General features: G+C 69.6%; 13 protein-coding genes. 7 read left to right on the top strand and 6 right to left on the bottom strand.

From position 1 onward, the window contains the following. The first annotated feature begins 147 nt into the window (after nucleotides 1-147). Complete coding sequence (gene pdxH / locus D6718_01970) at nucleotides 148-801, top strand: pyridoxamine 5'-phosphate oxidase (protein RMG48388.1); 654 nt, start codon at nucleotides 148-150, stop codon at nucleotides 799-801. Between the two features lie 179 nt (nucleotides 802-980). Here pdxH and D6718_01965 read toward each other — a convergent pair whose 3' ends face one another. Further along, complete coding sequence (locus D6718_01965) at nucleotides 981-2,045, bottom strand: hypothetical protein (protein RMG48387.1); 1,065 nt, start codon at nucleotides 2,043-2,045, stop codon at nucleotides 981-983. Between the two features lie 448 nt (nucleotides 2,046-2,493). Here D6718_01965 and D6718_01960 point away from each other — a divergent pair, with 448 nt between their 5' ends. Beyond that, nucleotides 2,494-3,693 carry an ArsA family ATPase gene (locus D6718_01960; GenBank protein ID RMG48386.1) on the top strand — a complete coding sequence of 400 codons (1,200 nt, stop codon included), beginning with the start codon at nucleotides 2,494-2,496 and terminating at the stop codon, nucleotides 3,691-3,693. A gap of 16 nt (nucleotides 3,694-3,709) precedes the next feature. Further along, nucleotides 3,710-4,030: a hypothetical protein gene (locus tag D6718_01955; GenBank protein RMG48385.1), complete on the top strand. Its 321-nt coding sequence runs from the start codon at nucleotides 3,710-3,712 to the stop codon at nucleotides 4,028-4,030. Here the strand turns inward: D6718_01955 and D6718_01950 are convergent. Both D6718_01950 and D6718_01945 read right to left on the bottom strand, forming a co-directional pair. Then, nucleotides 4,012-5,367 (bottom strand): UTP--glucose-1-phosphate uridylyltransferase, encoded by a 1,356-nt coding sequence (locus tag D6718_01950; protein RMG48390.1) that lies wholly within the window; start codon nucleotides 5,365-5,367, stop codon nucleotides 4,012-4,014. The two genes, D6718_01955 and D6718_01950, sit on opposite strands and share 19 nt — an antisense overlap. 820 nt (nucleotides 5,368-6,187) lie before the next feature. Further along, on the bottom strand, nucleotides 6,188-6,823 hold the full coding sequence (locus D6718_01945; GenBank protein RMG48384.1) for a CoA pyrophosphatase: 636 nt from the start codon (nucleotides 6,821-6,823) through the stop codon (nucleotides 6,188-6,190). A gap of 97 nt (nucleotides 6,824-6,920) precedes the next feature. Here D6718_01945 and ggt point away from each other — a divergent pair, with 97 nt between their 5' ends. The 3 genes from ggt (at nucleotide 6,921) to D6718_01930 (ending at nucleotide 12,412) form a co-directional block, all read left to right on the top strand. Next, nucleotides 6,921-8,660: a gamma-glutamyltransferase gene (gene ggt / locus D6718_01940; protein ID RMG48383.1), complete on the top strand. Its 1,740-nt coding sequence runs from the start codon at nucleotides 6,921-6,923 to the stop codon at nucleotides 8,658-8,660. 10 nt (nucleotides 8,661-8,670) lie between these two features. Next, nucleotides 8,671-10,455, top strand: a complete 1,785-nt coding sequence (locus tag D6718_01935) for a mechanosensitive ion channel family protein (GenBank protein ID RMG48382.1) — start codon at nucleotides 8,671-8,673, stop codon at nucleotides 10,453-10,455. Between the two features lie 157 nt (nucleotides 10,456-10,612). Beyond that, nucleotides 10,613-12,412, top strand: coding sequence for a M23 family metallopeptidase (locus D6718_01930; protein ID RMG48381.1), 1,800 nt, complete (start codon nucleotides 10,613-10,615; stop codon nucleotides 12,410-12,412). Nucleotides 12,413-12,460: 48 nt separating this feature from the next. Here the strand turns inward: D6718_01930 and D6718_01925 are convergent, their stop codons facing one another. Genes D6718_01925 through D6718_01915 form a run of 3 tightly spaced genes read right to left on the bottom strand, consistent with a single transcriptional unit; the run spans nucleotide 12,461 to nucleotide 15,838 of the window. Further along, nucleotides 12,461-13,213, bottom strand: a complete 753-nt coding sequence (locus tag D6718_01925; GenBank protein RMG48380.1) for a succinate dehydrogenase/fumarate reductase iron-sulfur subunit — start codon at nucleotides 13,211-13,213, stop codon at nucleotides 12,461-12,463. Between the two features lie 55 nt (nucleotides 13,214-13,268). Continuing rightward, complete coding sequence (locus D6718_01920; GenBank protein RMG48379.1) at nucleotides 13,269-15,182, bottom strand: fumarate reductase/succinate dehydrogenase flavoprotein subunit; 1,914 nt, start codon at nucleotides 15,180-15,182, stop codon at nucleotides 13,269-13,271. Between the two features lie 29 nt (nucleotides 15,183-15,211). Next, nucleotides 15,212-15,838 carry a succinate dehydrogenase gene (locus D6718_01915; GenBank protein ID RMG48389.1) on the bottom strand — a complete coding sequence of 209 codons (627 nt, stop codon included), beginning with the start codon at nucleotides 15,836-15,838 and terminating at the stop codon, nucleotides 15,212-15,214. Nucleotides 15,839-16,158: 320 nt separating this feature from the next. Here D6718_01915 and D6718_01910 point away from each other — a divergent pair. After that, the coding region (locus D6718_01910) for a hypothetical protein (protein ID RMG48378.1) at nucleotides 16,159-17,029 on the top strand (871 nt) is incomplete at its 3' end.

Genomic DNA, 17,029 nt, shown 5'->3' with positions numbered 1-17,029 from the left:
GGGAAGGGCCGATCGGCGCGCGCGTCCCGGATGCGGGAGGTGGCATGGAACAGGCCGCACCTGCGCCCCGCCGGCGCGGCAGCGCACCATCGGGGAAGCACCTCAGATCGGTTGACAGTCGCCGCGCGCCTCGGGCACCCTGCGCCCATGTCGTGGATCGCGCGCTTGCGGGCCCTGGCCACGCTCGGCCGCGGGGTGATCGGGGGTCTCAGCGAGGAGGCGGCGGGGGACGATCCGATCGCCCTGTTCCGCCGATGGTTCGACGATGCGCGGCGGGCGGGGCTCTTGTTGCCGGAAGCGATGGGGCTGGCAACCGCTACCCCCGACGGTCGTCCATCGGTAAGGATGATGCTTCTCAAGGCGGCCGACGAGCGCGGCTTCGTGTTCTACACGAACTACGAGAGCCGGAAGGGACGTGAACTCCGCGCAAACCCCCGCGCCGCGATCGTCCTGCACTGGGCGGCGCTCCAGCGCCAGGTGCGGGCCGAGGGGACCGTCAGCCGGCTGACTCCAGAAGAGTCCTACGCCTATTTCAAGACGCGTCCTCGCGGCAGCCGCATCGGAGCCTGGGCGTCGCGGCAGAGCGCGGAGCTGGCGTCACGCCGCGAACTGGAGGAGCGGTTTGCAGAATTCGAGGCCCGGTTTCGCGGGAAGGACGTTCCGCTCCCGCCCTTTTGGGGCGGGTTTCGCCTGGCACCGGCCAGGATCGAGTTCTGGCAGGGCCGCGCGAACCGGCTGCACGACCGGCTGCTCTTCGAACGGGACGGCCCGGGCTGGCGGCGGCGGCGGTTGAGCCCCTGAGCGGCGGGGCGGCCTCGAATCCGGTGTTTTCGGCCGGGATGGACCGCGCTTCGTCGGAGACCGCGGCGACGCACACCCCGCTCCGTGGCGGACCGAACCGGAAGGGCGAGGGAGCGGCGGAGCCGCCCCCCCGCCCGGGTGAGCCGGACGCGGGACCGACGTCCGGCCCGGGAGGACGCTCAGGGAACCAGCGCGAGAACCCGGTGCGGGCGCTGGTGGAAGTTCTCGGCTTCCCTCGCCAGCACCTCCGGGTCGACACCCCGGTGGCAGTTCATGCAGGCGAAGTCGATCGTCACCGCTCCCTGTCCGTTTTCGTCGAGCTTCACGAACGCGCCGTCCTCGGTGAACATCGAAGCGTTCGCGTCCGTGTTGATACGGAACAGGTGCGTCTTGACGTCGCCGGCATGGGGCCCGAGGGCCTCGGCCGATTTGCTCGCCGCGGGCATGTGGCAGTCGGTGCAGGTCACGCCGGCGATCTGCATTCGGGTGCCCTCGTAGTCGGCCGCCTCCTCCTCGTGGCACGTGGCGCAGTCCTTCACGATCGAGAACTCCGCCTTCTTGTGCGGATCGTGGCACGTCACGCAGCCGAAGCCGGCGTGCGGACTCGCCAGTAGCTCGTTGTACTGCTCGTGATGGCGGATGAACCCGCCTTTGGCCGGAATGGTGTCCAGATCGCCGCGGCTGTGGCACTGACCGCACATCGCCGCGGAGCGGTCAACCGCCATTTCGTAGCCCGGGCCGTGGCACGCCTCGCACTGGATCCCGGGCAGCGCCCAGGTTCCGATGATCCCCTCGAGGCCGTCCTGGTGCCCCTCGGGGTCGAATCCGGTCGTGTGGCAACGCCCGCAGTCATACGGCTTCACTTCGCCGGGGTGATAGTCCACCCACCGGCCAGTGGCGAGGTTGTACTGGTTGTGTCCAGGCACCTCCCCATCCGGCGTCTTGATCGACGTGATGATGTAGCCGTCACGGTCCATGTAACGCGCTTTCCACCCGTGTCCTCCGATGACGTAGCTGATGTCGTCCCACGTGTAGCCCTCGGGCAACGGGAGCGGGAGGTTGCGGGCGATCTCGGACGACCGGAGCTTGTACGGGTGCCCCGACACCTTCCAGTCGTTGTATTGCTGGGGATGGCACTCGGCGCAGAACTCCGCGCCGAAGTAGTCGCCCTCCGCCAGAACCGCGCCGCAGGCGAGTACGGCCGCGGCGGTCAGCACGATGATCTTGATCATCGGACGTTCCATCGGTGAGTCCTCCCATGATGGTCAGCAGGCCGTGTCTCCTCGAAAGGTCCGGTGCCGGAAGGCGGAGGGCGGGCGGCGCAGCCGGAGGGAAGGACGCACGTCCGACGCGATGGTGCAAAAGGACCACGCGGAGAGCCGGAGAGGTTGCGGGAGCCTGGGACGAACCGCCTCGAACCGCGTCCCTCCGCCATCCCGACCTCGGCAGAGGAACGTGAGCTCGCGCGGGCCTGCGAGGAGGATGTGCTCCCGCGCGCCCGGGACCAGGGGCGCACGTGTAGTTTACACCGCCGGGCCGTCCCCGGAAAGTCGCTCGCCTGTCAAGGGCGTTCCGGGCTCGGCACGACCGTGACCCCGCACGGAGCGCGCCGATTGCCGGGGCCGGGGTCCCGTCTTACCATGGCGTCAGGTCGATGGCGCCGGCCCCCGGGCCCGCTGCGGGACGGCAGCAATGCGAGTCGTCTTCTACACCGGAAAAGGTGGCGTCGGTAAGACGTCGATCAGCTGCGCCACGGGCGTCCGGGCAGCCGAGTCCGGCAAGCGCACTCTCGTTCTCTCCCTGGACAGCGCGCACAGCGTGGCGGACGCCTTCGATGTCGAGCGCCGGCTTCTCGACAGGAAGGGTGGCCGGCCCTATCAGGTCGCTCCGCGACTCTTCATCCAGGAACTGGACGTCCAGCGGGAGATCGAGCGCTGGTGGAACGAGATCTACAGCTACCTGTCGCTGCTGTTCGCCACGACCGGCCTCGATGGCGTCGTGGCCGACGAGTTGGCGATCCTTCCCGGTATGGAAGAGGTCTCGCTCCTCCTCTACATCAACCAGTATTACCGGGAATCCGCGTTCGATGTTCTCATCCTCGACTGTGCCCCTACGGGGGAGTCGCTTCGGTTCATATCGGTGCCGACTGCCCTCGACTGGTACATGCGGCGGATCTTCCGGGCGGAGCGGCTGCTCTTCCGCGCGGCGCGTCCGGTGATGAAGGCGGTCGATCGGAGCTTGCCGCTGCCCGAGGACGACTACTTCGCCGCGATCGAGAGGCTGGGAAAGCAGTTGGCCGGCGTGGAGCGGATCATCCAGGACCCGCGCGTCACCACGGTACGCCTGGTGACGCTGCCCGAGAAGATGGTCGTGAAGGAGACGCAGCGGGCCTTCGCCTACTTCTCGCTCTACGGACTGCTCACGGACGCGGTCATCGTGAACAAGATGATCCCACACGCCGCGGGAGGGAAGTTCTTCGATCTCTGGAGGGAGCAGCAGCGCCGACATCTGGACGAGATCCGGGAGCTTTTCGCTCCCGTCCCGGTCTGGACGGTCGAGATGATGGAGGGAGAGGTCGTCGGCATCGACGGCCTGCGCCGTCTCGCCGCGCGCCTGTACGGGGACATCGACCCGCTCGCTGTACATTTCCAGGACATGCCGCTTCGCTACCGAGCCGAGGGCGATCGGTTGGAGCTCGTCGTTCGCGTGCCTTTTGCCAGCAAGGAGGACGTGGACATCACGAAGGTCGATCACGAACTCGTTCTGGATGTCGGCGGTTTCCGAAAGCATGTCACGCTGCCACGCCGCTTCGCCGCGGCCCGGCCGGTGGGTGCGAAGGTCTCGGGTGGCACGGTGACGGTGACCTTCGAGGAGGCCAAGGCCGATGAGTGAGACACGAGGACCGCGGGTGAAACTCGGGCTGTGGCTCTTTCCGCTGCCGTTCGTTCTCTTGCCGGAAGAGGGATGCTGTTCGTGCGGCGGCAACGATGGAGAGGAGACCTGCCGCGGCGGAGGAGAGGTCGATCCGTTGGCGTGGTGCAGTGCCTTGCTCCCGCCCGAGGTCCGCGGGCATCTCACCGCGGCCCGGCTGGAGTTGCTCCGGGCGGCGCGCGCGCTCATCGACAGCCGTATCGCGGGGTTGGAGGGACGGAAAGCCCGGAGACGGGCGGAGAAGATCCCTGTGGAGGGGGAGGACGAGGGCCCGGGGAGTCACACGGCGCAGACGTAGTCCCCCTCGATGAGCGCTCCGTCCGGGACGAAGCCCGGCGCGCCGCCTTCGGCACGGATCGTGACGCTGCCGCGAAGGCGCACGCCGCGGCCGAAGCGGACATCGCCCAGCACGCGCAGCCGCTCGCACTCGATCAGGGACGGCTCCCCGCAGGGGAACCGGCTCTCGAGCTGGTCGATCATCTTGTAGTGCGCCGGGTCGAGATCGATGAAGGGCGGGGCGTCGCGGGTCGGGGCCAGCACCACCCGGAAGTCGCATGTCAGCTCGTACGCATCCGAGCGGACGCCGAGCAGGTCGTTCGTCGTCTTGACCGGCGCGAAGCGGGATCGCGGGACCCGAATGGCGCCGGTCTTCCGAAATACGGAGATGGCGGTACCCATCGCCGTTTCGAGCTGGTAGACGGGCGTCGAAGAGGGATCCCTCGGGTCGACGGTCTTGCGGTTGCAGATGAGGGGAAGCTCGAGCACGCCCCCTCGCGACGCCAGTTCGTCACGGAGCGATGGGAGGTGCAGCCAGATGGTGTTCGTGCCGAAGAAGCGGTGGCGGCGGTGATCCCTGTGGTGCGGCAGATCCTCGGGGGGACACTGCGCGATCTCGCGGAGCAGCAACCGCCCGTCCCGGCCGACCGCGAGGTGGCCCCCCTTCTGATCCGACTCGGTCCGGTCGGCCGCCTCCAGGAGCATCGTCAGCCCGCTGTTGCGGAAGTAACCCAGGATCGCGGGGTCGATCGTCGCGCCCAGATTGTCGGCGTTGGAGACGCAGGCGTACTCGATCCCGGCGGCGAGGAGCTTCTCCAGAACCCCCGAAGTCTGCAGGGCGGCGTAGATGTCGCCGTGTCCCGGCGGGCACCACTCGAGACGCGGGTCGGAAGGCCAGCGGACGGGCGACAGGTCGTCGACGGCGACTTTCGGGACGACGTGTTGCTGGAAGTCCAGCGGCAGGCCGTGGCGCACGAGCCCGCGGTATCGCGCCAGCGACTCGAGAGAATCCCCCCTGGTGTGGGGGCTGTTCATCAGGAGCAGGGCGTAGCCGGCTGACAGCGCCTGCCTGGCGATGATGTCGAGAAAGGTCAGCTCCCCCTTGACCCGAAGCAGCGACTTCGCGCGCTCGAGCCCCATCGACGTTCCCAGCCCTCCGTTCAGCTTGATCGTGACCGTGCGAGGAAGGACCTCTCGCCCGGCATCGGCTTCGGCGTCTCCGAGCGCTTCGGCGTCGGGAAGCTCGGAGACCGGCCGGATCTCCTGCTCGGGTATGAAGCCGCGTTCCCCGGACAGAAGACGCTCGTAGTGCCTCTGGAAGATCTTGATGGCGAGCTCCGGGAGCCCGGCGGCCCTCATCCTCTCGGCGAAAGGAACGAACCGCTCCCGTATGGCGTCGTGGTCCATCCTTCGTTCCCCGGGGTGCGGAGAGCCCGTGGCCCTCTCGCCCGCGATTATGCCCGAAGACGCTCCGGGCGCCGCTTGCCGCGAACCGAAGCCCGCGCCGGCGATCCGGCGACCCGCCGGCACGGCCGTTCTCCGTCGCCGGCGCCGCTCGGCGAAAACGAGGGTCGTTCGCGACGATCCGGGCGTCGGCCTCGCGCACCGCGCAGGCGTCGGCCCGGAGGTGCGTCCCCGGCGGTGCGTTTTCGGATCCGAGTCGCCGGGCGCGGGGGCGTTGGCGTCCGGCGCCGAGCGCGGCGCGCCGGCTGCTGAACAAGTGCCGATGGTTCATGAAGTTGGCCGGCGTAGCGCACCATCAGGGGTGCACCTTCCCCCCGCGGCCCGATGTCCCGCTCGCACCATGCGGAAACGAACGAGCCGACCCGCCGGAGTTTTCCCGTGCGGGAGCGCGCCGCCTCTGAAGGGCGTCACGCCGGAAAGCCCCGGGGGAGCCGCGCCGAACCATGGTCTTTCCCGAAGCCGAGGGCCGGGACGGTGCCAGCAAACGGGAGGTGCTTCCTCGATGGTGCGAAACGGCGCGCAACTCGATGGACGACGGACACTTTGGCCCGATCCCCGGTCATCGATCCGCTCGAGACCGGAACCTCCCATCATCCAGCGAGTTCGGCGGCCCGACGCACCATTGGGGATGCACCTCACTCCGGTCGAAGGCCGGAGGCAGGTGTCCCGCACCCGGAGACGCCGGTCTTCGCAGCACGGAGGCGCGGGGACCCGCTCATCCTCCGCTCCTCCCTGGGTCGAGCAAAGCCAGGAACTCGGCGAGGACCATCGCGGTGGCGCCCCAGATCTTCTCGCCGCACACCGCGAAGAAGGGGACCTCGAACATCCGGCCCCCGATCCGGCGCGACTCTCGCCGGCGCGTGGTGGGGTCGGCCAGCACCTGAAGGGGCACCTCCAGCAGGCGCGCCACCTCGGTGGGTCTGGCGACGAAGGTCGGCTCTTCCGGGTGAACCGCGACGAAGGGATGCAGAGCGAAGCGGCTGACCGGGATATGGAGGGGCGAAAGGGGGCCCAGCACCCGGACTCGGTCCCGGGGGACGCCGACCTCCTCCTCCATCTCGCGCAGGGCGGCATCGAGAAGCTTCTCGCCGGGATCGACCGCGCCTCCGGGCAGGCTCACCTGTCCCCGGTGAAAGCGCACCCGACCGGTCCGAAGCGTCAAGAGGACGTGCGCCCGGGCTCCGCGCGGGTAGACCAGCACCACCCCGGCGGCGGGCCGGGCGGACGGGGGCACGCAACCGGGCTTCCACCCCGGCCGGGGCGAGGGGGCCATGTGGAGGTGAGCGCCGGCGGACCCGGCGCCGGGCGGGAGCCTGCCGGCCAGAGCGCGGACCACATCTTCCACGGTCATCCCGCCCCACCTCCGGCGGCCGGTCCCCCCGGCTCGGGTCGTTCATAATCCCCCCTCGCGCCCGGTGGCCCAAGCGCCGGGGACGTGGAGCCATCCCATGCCGCGCCGTTGCCTCGCGTTGCTCGCGATTCTCGCCCTTCCGGGCTGTCTCGCCACGCAGCCGCCGGCCAGCCATGCGCCGGCCGTTCCGCACCGGCGCGTCGCGGCGGGGCACTCCGGCGCCGTCGCGGCCCCCGAGCCCCTCGCCGCCAGGGTCGGCGCCGACGTGCTCCGGCGCGGAGGCAACGCCGTGGACGCGGCGGTGGCCGTGCAGTTCGCGTTGTCGGTGACCTATCCGCTGGCCTCGCCGATCGGCGGGGGCGGGTTCGCGCTCGTGTGGGATCCCGGTGCAGGGAGGGCGTTCGCGCTCGACTACCGGGAGGTCGCGCCCGCGGGCGCCACGGAGGGAATGTTCCTCGGTCCCGACGGAGAGGTCGTTCCCGGCTTGAGCCTTTACAGCCACCTGAGCGCCGGCGTTCCCGGGACGGTCCGTGGCACCTGGGAACTCCACCGCCGCTTCGGCTCGATGAAATGGCGGGCCCTGCTCGAGCCCGCGATCCGTCTGGCAGAGGAAGGGTTCCCGGTCGACGAGTGGACGGTGCGCTCGATGAGCCGCCAGCGGAAACGATTGGCCGTCCTGCCGGAGCGACTGCGGCGGTGGATCGACTTTCCGGAGCACTTCGCGCTCGGCCCCGGCCGCTGGTTCCGGCAGCCGGAACTCGGCCGGACCCTCCGGAGGATCGCCGAACGCGGTCCGGCGGGTTTCTACGAGGGCCCGACCGCTACCGCCATCGTCCGGGAGATGCGGCGAGGCGGAGGGTTGATCACCGGGGAAGACCTCCGGCGCTATCGCGCGGTCTGGCGCGAACCGGTCTCGGGCTCGTACCGGGGCGTGACCGTGCACTCGATGCCGCCCCCTTCCTCCGGCGGCGTGGCCCTGCTCCAGATGCTCGGCCTTTTCGAGCGGTTCCAGCTCCCCGAGCGGCTCTCCACCGAGCACGTGCACCTGGTGGCGGAGATCGCGAAGAGGGTCTTCGCCGACCGCTCGCGGTACATCGGGGATCCCGGCTTCTACCCGGTCCCCGTCGGGGCATTGCTGGATCCCGACTACCTCGAGCGGAGAGCGCGCTCGATCCGCCTGGACGGGCGCACCGACCCCGGGAGCGTTCTCCCCGGCGAGGTCGCGCCGGAGCCCGTCGGCGGCGACACCGCGCACTTCAGCATCGTCGACGCCACCGGAATGGCGGTCGCCAATACGGTCACGTTGAACGCCGCCTATGGGAGCGGAATCGTGGTCGACGGCGCCGGGTTCCTGCTGAACGACGAAATGGACGACTTCTCGGCCAAGCCGGGGGTGCCGAACCTCTACGGCGTCACAGGGGGCGAGGCCAACAAGATCGAGCCGGACAAGCGGATGGTTTCGTCGATGACGCCGACGATCGTGACGAGAAACGGGCGCCCCTGGCTCGTCCTCGGCTCGCCGGGCGGCTCGACGATCTTCACCACCGTCTTCCACGTCTTGACCGGCAGGATCGACTACGGCCTTTCCCTGCCGGAGGCGGTGGAGGCTCCGCGGTTCCATCACCAGTGGCCCCCGCCGCCCGGCGATGAAGATCCGGTCTACACGGAGAAGGGGCGGCCGCTTCCGGAGGGGACGCTCGGCGGGCTCCGCCGCCTCGGGTACACCGTGCGGGAGCGAGACTCGCTGGGGTCCGTCCAGGCGGTGGAAATCTCGCCGGGCGGCGGCGTCACCGCCGTCGCCGACACGCGGCGCAACGGAGCGGCGGCCGTTCCGTGACCACGGAGGAATGCCGGTGAACCCGACAGACATCTCCTTCCGACGGCCAGGAGTTGACCCGTTCCGAGGACTCGTCACGGCCGCCTGCCTGCTGGCGGCGGTTCTGCCCGCCGCAGCGGGCGTGACCCCGCTCGACCTCTCGTCGCCGCGGGCCACCATGCGGACCTTCCTCGATGCGGTCAATGATGCGGCGCGGGGCGAGACGGATCGGCTCGACGACGCCGCGGCCTGCTTCGATCTTTCGGGACACCCGCTGATGGGGCGCGCCGCCGCGCGGCGTCTGGCGCGCGACCTCAAGACCTATCTCGACAAGACGGAACTCGTGGATCTCGCCCGGATCCCCGAGCGCCCGGAAGGGGACCGCTACCTCTACCGCCTCGTGGCCGAGGGCGAGATCTCGTTCGTGCGAATGGAGGACGGCCGCTGGCTGTTCTCGCCGGAGACGGTCTCCTCCGTGCCGTCGCTCCTCGCTTCGGTGAAGGACAAGCCGTTCGTGGCCGGCCTGTCGGGCGCCGGGCCGGCGAACGCGTTCGCGGACTGGGTGCGGGCGCGGCTCCCCCGGAGCTTCCTGAGGACCGGTTTCTTGCTGGAGAACTGGCAATGGCTGGGTTTGGTGTTGCTGGCCATTCTCGGCGTGCTGGCGGACCGCCTCAGCCGGCTGCTGCTCGCGCGCATCCTCGACCGCTGGCTCGGCGAGGCCGGCGCCAGGGTCGGGCTCGACATCCGGAGCGGCTTCGTCATCCCGCTCGGCGTGCTGGTCATGGCGCTCGTCTGGTCCGCGGGGCTGCCGCTGCTCGATCTCCCCGCGAACGTGCTGGCTGCACTCGCCTTCGCGGCGACCCTCGTCATCGCCGTCGCCGGCGTGTGGGCGGCCTACCGGCTCGTTGATGTGATTGCCGCCTATCTGGCGGAGAAGGCGAGGGGGACCGCATCCCGCGTGGACGATCTGCTCGTCCCGCTGTTCCGCCGCGCCCTCAAGATCGCCGTCATCGCCTTCGGCATCGTGTTCGTGGCCTCGAATCTGAACGTCAACGTCACGAGCCTGCTCGCCGGCCTCGGGATCGGCGGCATCGCCCTCGCCATGGCCGCCAAGGACACGGTCGAGAATCTGTTCGGTTCGGTCACGGTGCTGATCGACCGGCCGTTTCAAATCGGGGACTGGATCCGCATCGGGGACTACGAGGGAACGGTGGAGGACCTCGGTTTCCGCTCGACCCGGATCCGCACCTTCTACAACTCGCTCGTCACGGTTCCGAACTCGCAACTGGTCCGCGCAACGGTGGACAACATGGGGGCGCGGCGTTACCGCCGCTACAAGACTCTCGTCTCGGTGGAATACGGCACCCCACCGGAGAAGATCGAGGCCTTCTGCGAGGGCATTCGGGAGCTGATCCGGCGCCACCCCTACACGCGGAAGGACTACTACATGGTCTACCTGAACGACTTCGCCGCCTCCTCGCTCGATATCCTTCTGTACGTCTTCTTCCAGACGCCGGACTGGGCCACGGAGCTGCGGGAACGCCACCGGTTGCTCGTCGATATCATCCGCCTGGCGGAGCGGATCGGGGTCGGCTTCGCCTTCCCCACGCGGACGGTTCATGTCGCCTCGGTTCCGGGCGGGCTCGTCCCCCGACAGGAGGAGGCGTCGTCCGGGGCGGCCGAGCCGCAGCCCCAGCCCGCCGCCGACCCGGTCCGCGCGGGGCGGGAGGCGGCGCGGGAAGTGGCCGGCCGGCTGGGAGAGCCGCCCCCGGTCGATTTCGGCGATCCGGACCGGCTCGCCCCGGGGGCGCCGTGAGCGCGCGGCGGACGCTCGCGCCGTGAGGTGCACCCCTGACGGGACGCGACGCCGCGCAACGGGCCGGCCGATCGGCACCTGGCCTCGAGTTCGAGAAGATCGGGCCGTTCGGGCCAGCAACTTCCGAGTGCTCAGCGAGTGGAAGGGTGCATCCCTAATGGTGCGTTTTCGCACCGAATCCGTTGACCGCTCGGAGGTTGTGGCCTCCGGTGGCTCCGCGGCTGCGAGGCCGGCCCGAAGTCTTTATCGGTCACCGGGTCGCGGAGCGTTTTGCACCATTGAGGGTGCACCTTCCAGCGAACGGGACGCGAGGGTGCACGATGGGAGGTGCTTCCTCGATGGTGCGAAACGCCGCGCAACTCAATGTAGGACGGCCACTTTGGCCCGATCCCCGGTCATCGATCCACTCGCGGCCGCAACCTCCCTTCATTCTGCGAGTTCGGCGGCCCAACGCACCATTGCGGATGCACCTCACGCACCATGCGGGTTGCACTTCACTTGCCGCGAGCGGGAGGGCGCTGGCATGGTCGGGGCTGACCGGCGGCGTCGTGGCGCCGCCGCCCGGGCACGGAAAGGAGAGTCGATGACGGAAAGGGGAAAGCGGGGCCGCCTGCGGCGGGTGGCCGTCCTCGCGGCAGTGCTGCTCTTCGGCTGGGCCGCCTATGGTGCCTTCTACCGGGGCCCCGCCCCCTCGGTCGTGGTGAGCGCGGAGCGGCCGGCGATCGGTGCGCCGACCCGCGTGTCGGCTCTGTTTCGGGAGCCTCGCCGCGGCCTCGTCAGCGTGTCGCTCATGCTGGTCCAGGGAGAGCACGAGGAGGAACTCGCCTCCCGGACAGCGGCGGTACCACCCTCTCCATGGCGGTTCTGGTCGGCCGGTGACACGCCCGAGATCGAGCTGTCCGCGGTGATCGGGCGGGGGCAGCCGGATTGGCTCGAGGAGGGCACGGTCACCCTTCGCGCCGTTGCCCTCCGGGCGACCGGACCCCTGCGCCGCACCTCGAGCGTGATCGTCGAGCAGCAGCTTCCGGTGCGGCTGCGGCCGCCTTCTCTCGAACTGCTCTCGAGCGGCAACTACGCCCGACAGGGGGGTGCGGGTGTCGTCCGCTTCCGGGCCGGTGCGACGGCGGTGCGCTCCGGCGTCGTGGCCGGTTCGGCCGAGTTCCTCTCCTTCCCGGTGCCGGGCGGCGGGCCCGAGGAGCGCTTCGCGCTGTACGGAATCCCCTGGGACCTGGACGATGCCGCCGAGGTGAGGCTGTTCGCCGAAGACGACGCCGGCAACCGGGCCGAGGCCCCTTTCCTCGATCGCCTGGTGCCGCATCCCCCGCGCCGCGACACCATTCGGCTCACCGACTCGTTCCTGGCGCGGGTGGTGCCGGCGATCGAGTCGCAGACACCCGAGCTATCGGGAGAGGGTGCTCTCATCGACCGATACCTGGCCATCAACCGCGATCTCCGAGCCAGGAACCGCGCCGCGATCGCCGCCCTCTCCCGCCGGTCCGCCGCGCGGAGGTTCTGGTCCGGGAGATTCCTCCAGCTGCCGGGATCGCAGCGCAAGGCCGGCTTCGCGGAGGTGAGGTCCTACCTCTACCGAGGCCGCGAGGTCGACCGGCAGACGCACCTCGGGCTCGACGTCGCTTCGGTGCGGCGAGCGGAGGTCCCGGCGCCGAACGCGGGGAGGGTGCTCTTCGCCGGATACCTGGGCATCTACGGCAACGCCGTGGTCCTCGATCACGGCTACGGGCTGCTGAGCCTGAGTGCCCACCTCAGCTCGATCGCCGTCGAGGAGGGCGAGGAGGTGGCCAAGGGGCAGGTGATCGGAAGGACCGGCGCCACCGGTCTCGCCGGGGGCGATCACCTGCACCTGGGGCTTTTCGTCCAGGGTACGGCCGTGGATCCGATGGAGTGGCTCGACGAGCGCTGGATCACGACCCACATCGCCGGCCGCCTGCCGGAGTGAGCCCGGCAGCAGTGCGCCCGCGCCCCCTCTCGCCCCCGGCCCGGCCGCTCAGGCGCCCGTCGAGCGGATCTTCGCCCGCACGTAATCGCGGTTCATTCGGGCGATGAAGTCGATCTTGATCCCCTTCGGGCAGACCGCCTCGCACTCGGCGTAGTTCGTGCAGCTCCCGAAACCCTCGGCCTCCATCTGCTCCACCATGCGCCGGGCCCGTGCGTCGCGCTCGACGGCACCTTGGGGGAGCATGTTGAGATGGGCGATCTTCGCCGAGGTGAAGAGCTGGGCGGCACCGTTGGGGCACTGCGCCACGCAGGCACCACACCCGATGCAGGTCGCGGCGTCGAAGGCCTCGTCGGCGACCTCCTTGGGGACGGGAATCGAGTTGGCCTCCGGGGCTTCGCCAGTCCGAACCGAGATGAAGCCCCCGGCCTGAATGATGCGGTCCAGCGCCGACCGGTCGACGATCAGGTCCTTCAGCACCGGGAAGGCCCGCGATCTCCAGGGCTCGACGTAGATTTCGTCGCCGTCCTTGAAGTGGCGGAGATGGAGCTGGCAGGTGGTGGTTCCCGGCAGCGGCCCGTGCGCCTGGCCGTTGATCATCACCCCGCAGCTCCCGCAGATCCCCTCGCGGCAGTCGTGCTCGAAGGCGATCGGCTCCTCACCCTGCTCGATCAGGCGTTCGTTGACGACGTCGAGCAGTTCGAGAAACGACATGTCGGGATTGGCGTCCGGGACTTCGTACTTCACCATCTTCCCCGGGGCATCCGGTCCCGCTTGCCGCCAGACATGAAGGGTCAATCTCATCTTCGAAGCTCCTGCCTGCCGCGGGCCCCGCGCCGGCCGGCCGCCGGCGCCCCGCTCACTTGTAGCTGCGCTGCGCGAAATGCACGACCTCGAACTTCAGCGGTTCCTTGTGCAGGCGCGGCTCCTGTCCCTCGCCGGCATATTCCCAAGCCGCGACGTACGCATAGTGCTCGTCGTCGCGCTTCGCCTCGCCGTCTTCGGTCTGGTGCTCCACACGGAAGTGGGTGCCGCACGATTCGTCCCGGTCGAGCGCGTCACGGCAGATGAGTTCCGCCAGCTCGAAGAAGTCGGCCACGCGTCCGGCCTTCTCCAGCGACTGGTTGATGTCCTCGCCCGAGCCGGGAACCCTCACGTCCCGCCAGAACTCGTCCCTGAGGGCGGGGATGAGACGCAGCGCTTCTTCGAGGCTTTCGCGGCTCCTTTCCATTCCACAGTGGTCCCAGACGATCTTCCCCAGCTCTCGATGGAAGTAGTCGGGGCTGCGCTTGCCGTTGATCGAGAGCAGGCGCGCGATTCGATCCCGCACCTCCCGCTCCGCCCGGTCGAAGGCCGGATCCCGCGTGCTGACCGTCTCGCCGAGGTGCTGGGAGAGATAGTTGCAGATCGTGTTCGGCAGCACGAAATAGCCGTCCGCCAGCCCCTGCATGAGCGCGCTCGCCCCCAGGCGGTTGGCGCCGTGGTCGGAGAAATTGGCCTCGCCGATCACGTAGAGCCCGGGGATGTTGCTGGACAGCTCATAGTCCACCCACAGCCCGCCCATCGTGTAGTGGGGGGCCGGGTAGATGCGCATGGGCGTTTCGTAGGGATTCTCTCCGGTGATCCGCTCGTACATCTCGAAGAGGTTGCCGTACCGCTCCTCGATCGTCTTCCGGCCGAGCCGCTTGATCGCGTCGGCGAAGTCGAGATAGACGCCGATCCCGGTCGGCCCGACGCCCCGGCCCTCGTCGACGACCTTCTTGGCCGCCCTCGACGCGACGTCGCGCGGGACGAGGTTGCCGAACGCGGGGTAACGCCGCTCGAGGTAGTAGTCCCGCTCCTCTTCCGGAATGGTGGCTGGAGGTCTCTTGTCGCCGGGCTGCTTCGGTACCCAGATCCGGCCGTCGTTCCGGAGCGACTCGCTCATCAGCGTGAGCTTCGACTGATACTCGCCGCTCGGCGGGATGCAGGTGGGGTGGATCTGCGTGAAGCACGGATTGGCGAACAGGGCACCGCGACGGTGGGCCCGCCAGATGGCCGTGGCGTTGCTGTTCTTGGCGTTGGTGGAGAGGAAGAACACATTGGCATAGCCGCCCGTGGCGAGGACCACGGCGTGTCCCGCGTGCGAGCGGATCTCCCCCGTCAGCAGGTTCCTCGTGACGATCCCGCGCGCGTGGCCGTCGACGATCACGAGGTCCAGCATCTCGTGACGCGGGAACATCTCGACCTGGCCGGCTCGGATCTGCCGGGACAGCGCCTGGTAGGCACCCAGCAGAAGCTGCTGTCCCGTCTGACCGCGGGCATAGAAGGTGCGGGATACCTGCGCGCCGCCGAACGAGCGGTTGGCCAAAAGACCGCCGTATTCGCGGGCGAACGGCACACCCTGCGCGACGCACTGGTCGATGATGTTCTCGCTGATCTGCGCCAGGCGGTAGACGTTGGCCTCGCGGGAGCGGAAGTCGCCGCCCTTGATCGTGTCGTAGAACAGCCGAAAGACGCTGTCCCCGTCGTTCTGGTAGTTCTTGGCGGCGTTGATGCCTCCCTGGGCGGCAATGCTGTGAGCGCGCCTCGGGCTGTCGTGGAAGCTGAAGCACTTCACGTTGTACCCCAGCTCGCCCAGCGTCGCCGCGGCGGACGCACCTGCCAGCCCGGTACCGACGACGATGACAGTGAACTTCCGCTTGTTCGCCGGGTTCACCAGCCTGGCGGAGTTCTTGAAATTGTCCCACTTGTCCTCGAGAGGACCGGGCGGGATCTTGGGGTCGAGTTCCATGGCAAGGCCTTCCTCTCTCGCAGACGGGGTCAGGAGACGAATCCCAGCAGCACCGCCAGCGGGAACGACACGTTGCCCAGGGTGATCACGGCGGCGAAGACCCGCGCGAACCAGAGCCGCCAGTGGTTGTACTTGGGATGCGTGCAGCCGAGCGTCTGGAACATGCTCCACAGTCCGTGGAACAGATGCAGGCCCAGCAGGAGATTCGCCGCCACGTAAACGGCGGCCACCCACCAGACGCGGAACCCGGCCACGACGTTGTGGTACACGTCGCCGGCATCGAACTGAGGATGCAGGGTGCCGGACGTCAGGTGAAGGAGGTGGTAGACGACGAATAGAAGGATGATCACGCCGCTCCACCGCATCGTCCGGGCGGCATAGGTCGCCTGGACGACCTTCCTGTAGGCGTAGCCGGCCGGACGCGCCCGCAGGTTCTGCAGCGTCAGCTGGGTGGCCGTCGTGACGTGCACCGCCACGGCGGCGATCAGAACGAGGCGGGCGATCCACAGGCCGACACCGCGCGGCAATACCGGGTGCCCCATCTCCCGGAGCCACTCGGCGTAGGCGTTGAGCGCCTCGGGCCCGAGGTAGAGCTTGAGGTTACCCAGCATGTGCACCAGCACGAAGCCGAAGAGCACGATGCCGGAGACGGCCATGAGGACTTTCTTGCCGACAGCGGTGCGCGAAAAGGGCACCGGGCCGTCGACCAGCCTCGTCGGAGTGGTCAGATCGGCAGATCTCGAGGTGCTCACGGTGACCTCGCGGAAGTCCGCTCCGCCGCGGTGTCAGGACGGCACGCGGCCGGGCTCGAAAAAGGGGCGCATTCTACTCCCCCCGGCAAGAAAAAGCCTGATGGGCGGAAAAGTTTGCCGGGTCGCTGCCGGTCCACAGCGGACCGCGTTCCGGGCCAAACCCGCGGAACGCGGGCCGTTGCGGGTCGCGGAGCGGAGCGTCCCGCCGCGGCACGGTCATTGCTGTGGCGATCGGCGCCATGCATGTCCGTGCGCTGCTGTTCCGGGGAATCGACGCCGGCCGGTCGAGCCGCAGAGCGCAGCGCACGCCGGTCGCCGACCGGTTCGCTCGCCTGCTCGCTCTTCTCGGGGGTGCCGCTTCGCGGGGCATCCGCGGGGCGGGACGAACCGCCGCCGCCGGCGGGGCCCGGGCCGCCGCGCGTCCCGTGCCGCGTGGTCCCCGGGCCGACCACCGGACAGCTCCGGACTCGAGTCCGCCCGCTGCGCTCCCCGCGGCCGGAGCGGCGCCTCGCCGGGCGGTCGGTGCGGCCGGTTCCGCCCGCCCGGCGGCCGATCTCCCGCCGGAGACCCGGGCGCGTAACCGCGCTCTCCCCGGCGCGGACCCGATGGCCGCGCCTTCTCCCGCGGGGGACCTCCCGGATCCGGGGCGGGCGTGGCCGGGAAGGGCGGCATCGAACCAGCGCCACGGGGGGGATCCGTCCGATGCCGGGCACTCCCGGCCGGGTCGGCCGGTCGGACCGCCCCGGCGGAGTTCCGGCCGCCGGTTCCTCCTCCGCGCCTCCCTTCCCAACCTCGTGCGGTCGCTAGCGGGGGGGAGGTTCCGTCCGATGCCCACCGCGGAGCCGCCGTCCGGGAAGCCTTCCGGGCCGGCACCGGCAGACGCCTCGATGCGCTTCCGGGCCTTCGCCCCCCCGGGCCGACCGGCCGCGTTCCGTAGCGGAGGCGCACCGGCCGGTTCCCGGCCGTCCCCGGTCCTTCCGCGTTCCGGATGGGGCGGGGCCGGAGGAACCGCTCCCTCCGGCCGATCGGGCCCGAAGGCGGAGTCCCCCGGTTCCGTTGAAGAGGAGGGGATTCGGACGCCTTTCCACCCTGAGC

It is taken from the genome of Acidobacteriota bacterium (assembly GCA_003696075.1).
GTDB lineage: Bacteria > Acidobacteriota > Polarisedimenticolia > J045 > J045 > J045.
This window is presented reverse-complemented; position numbering and strand designations above follow the sequence as displayed.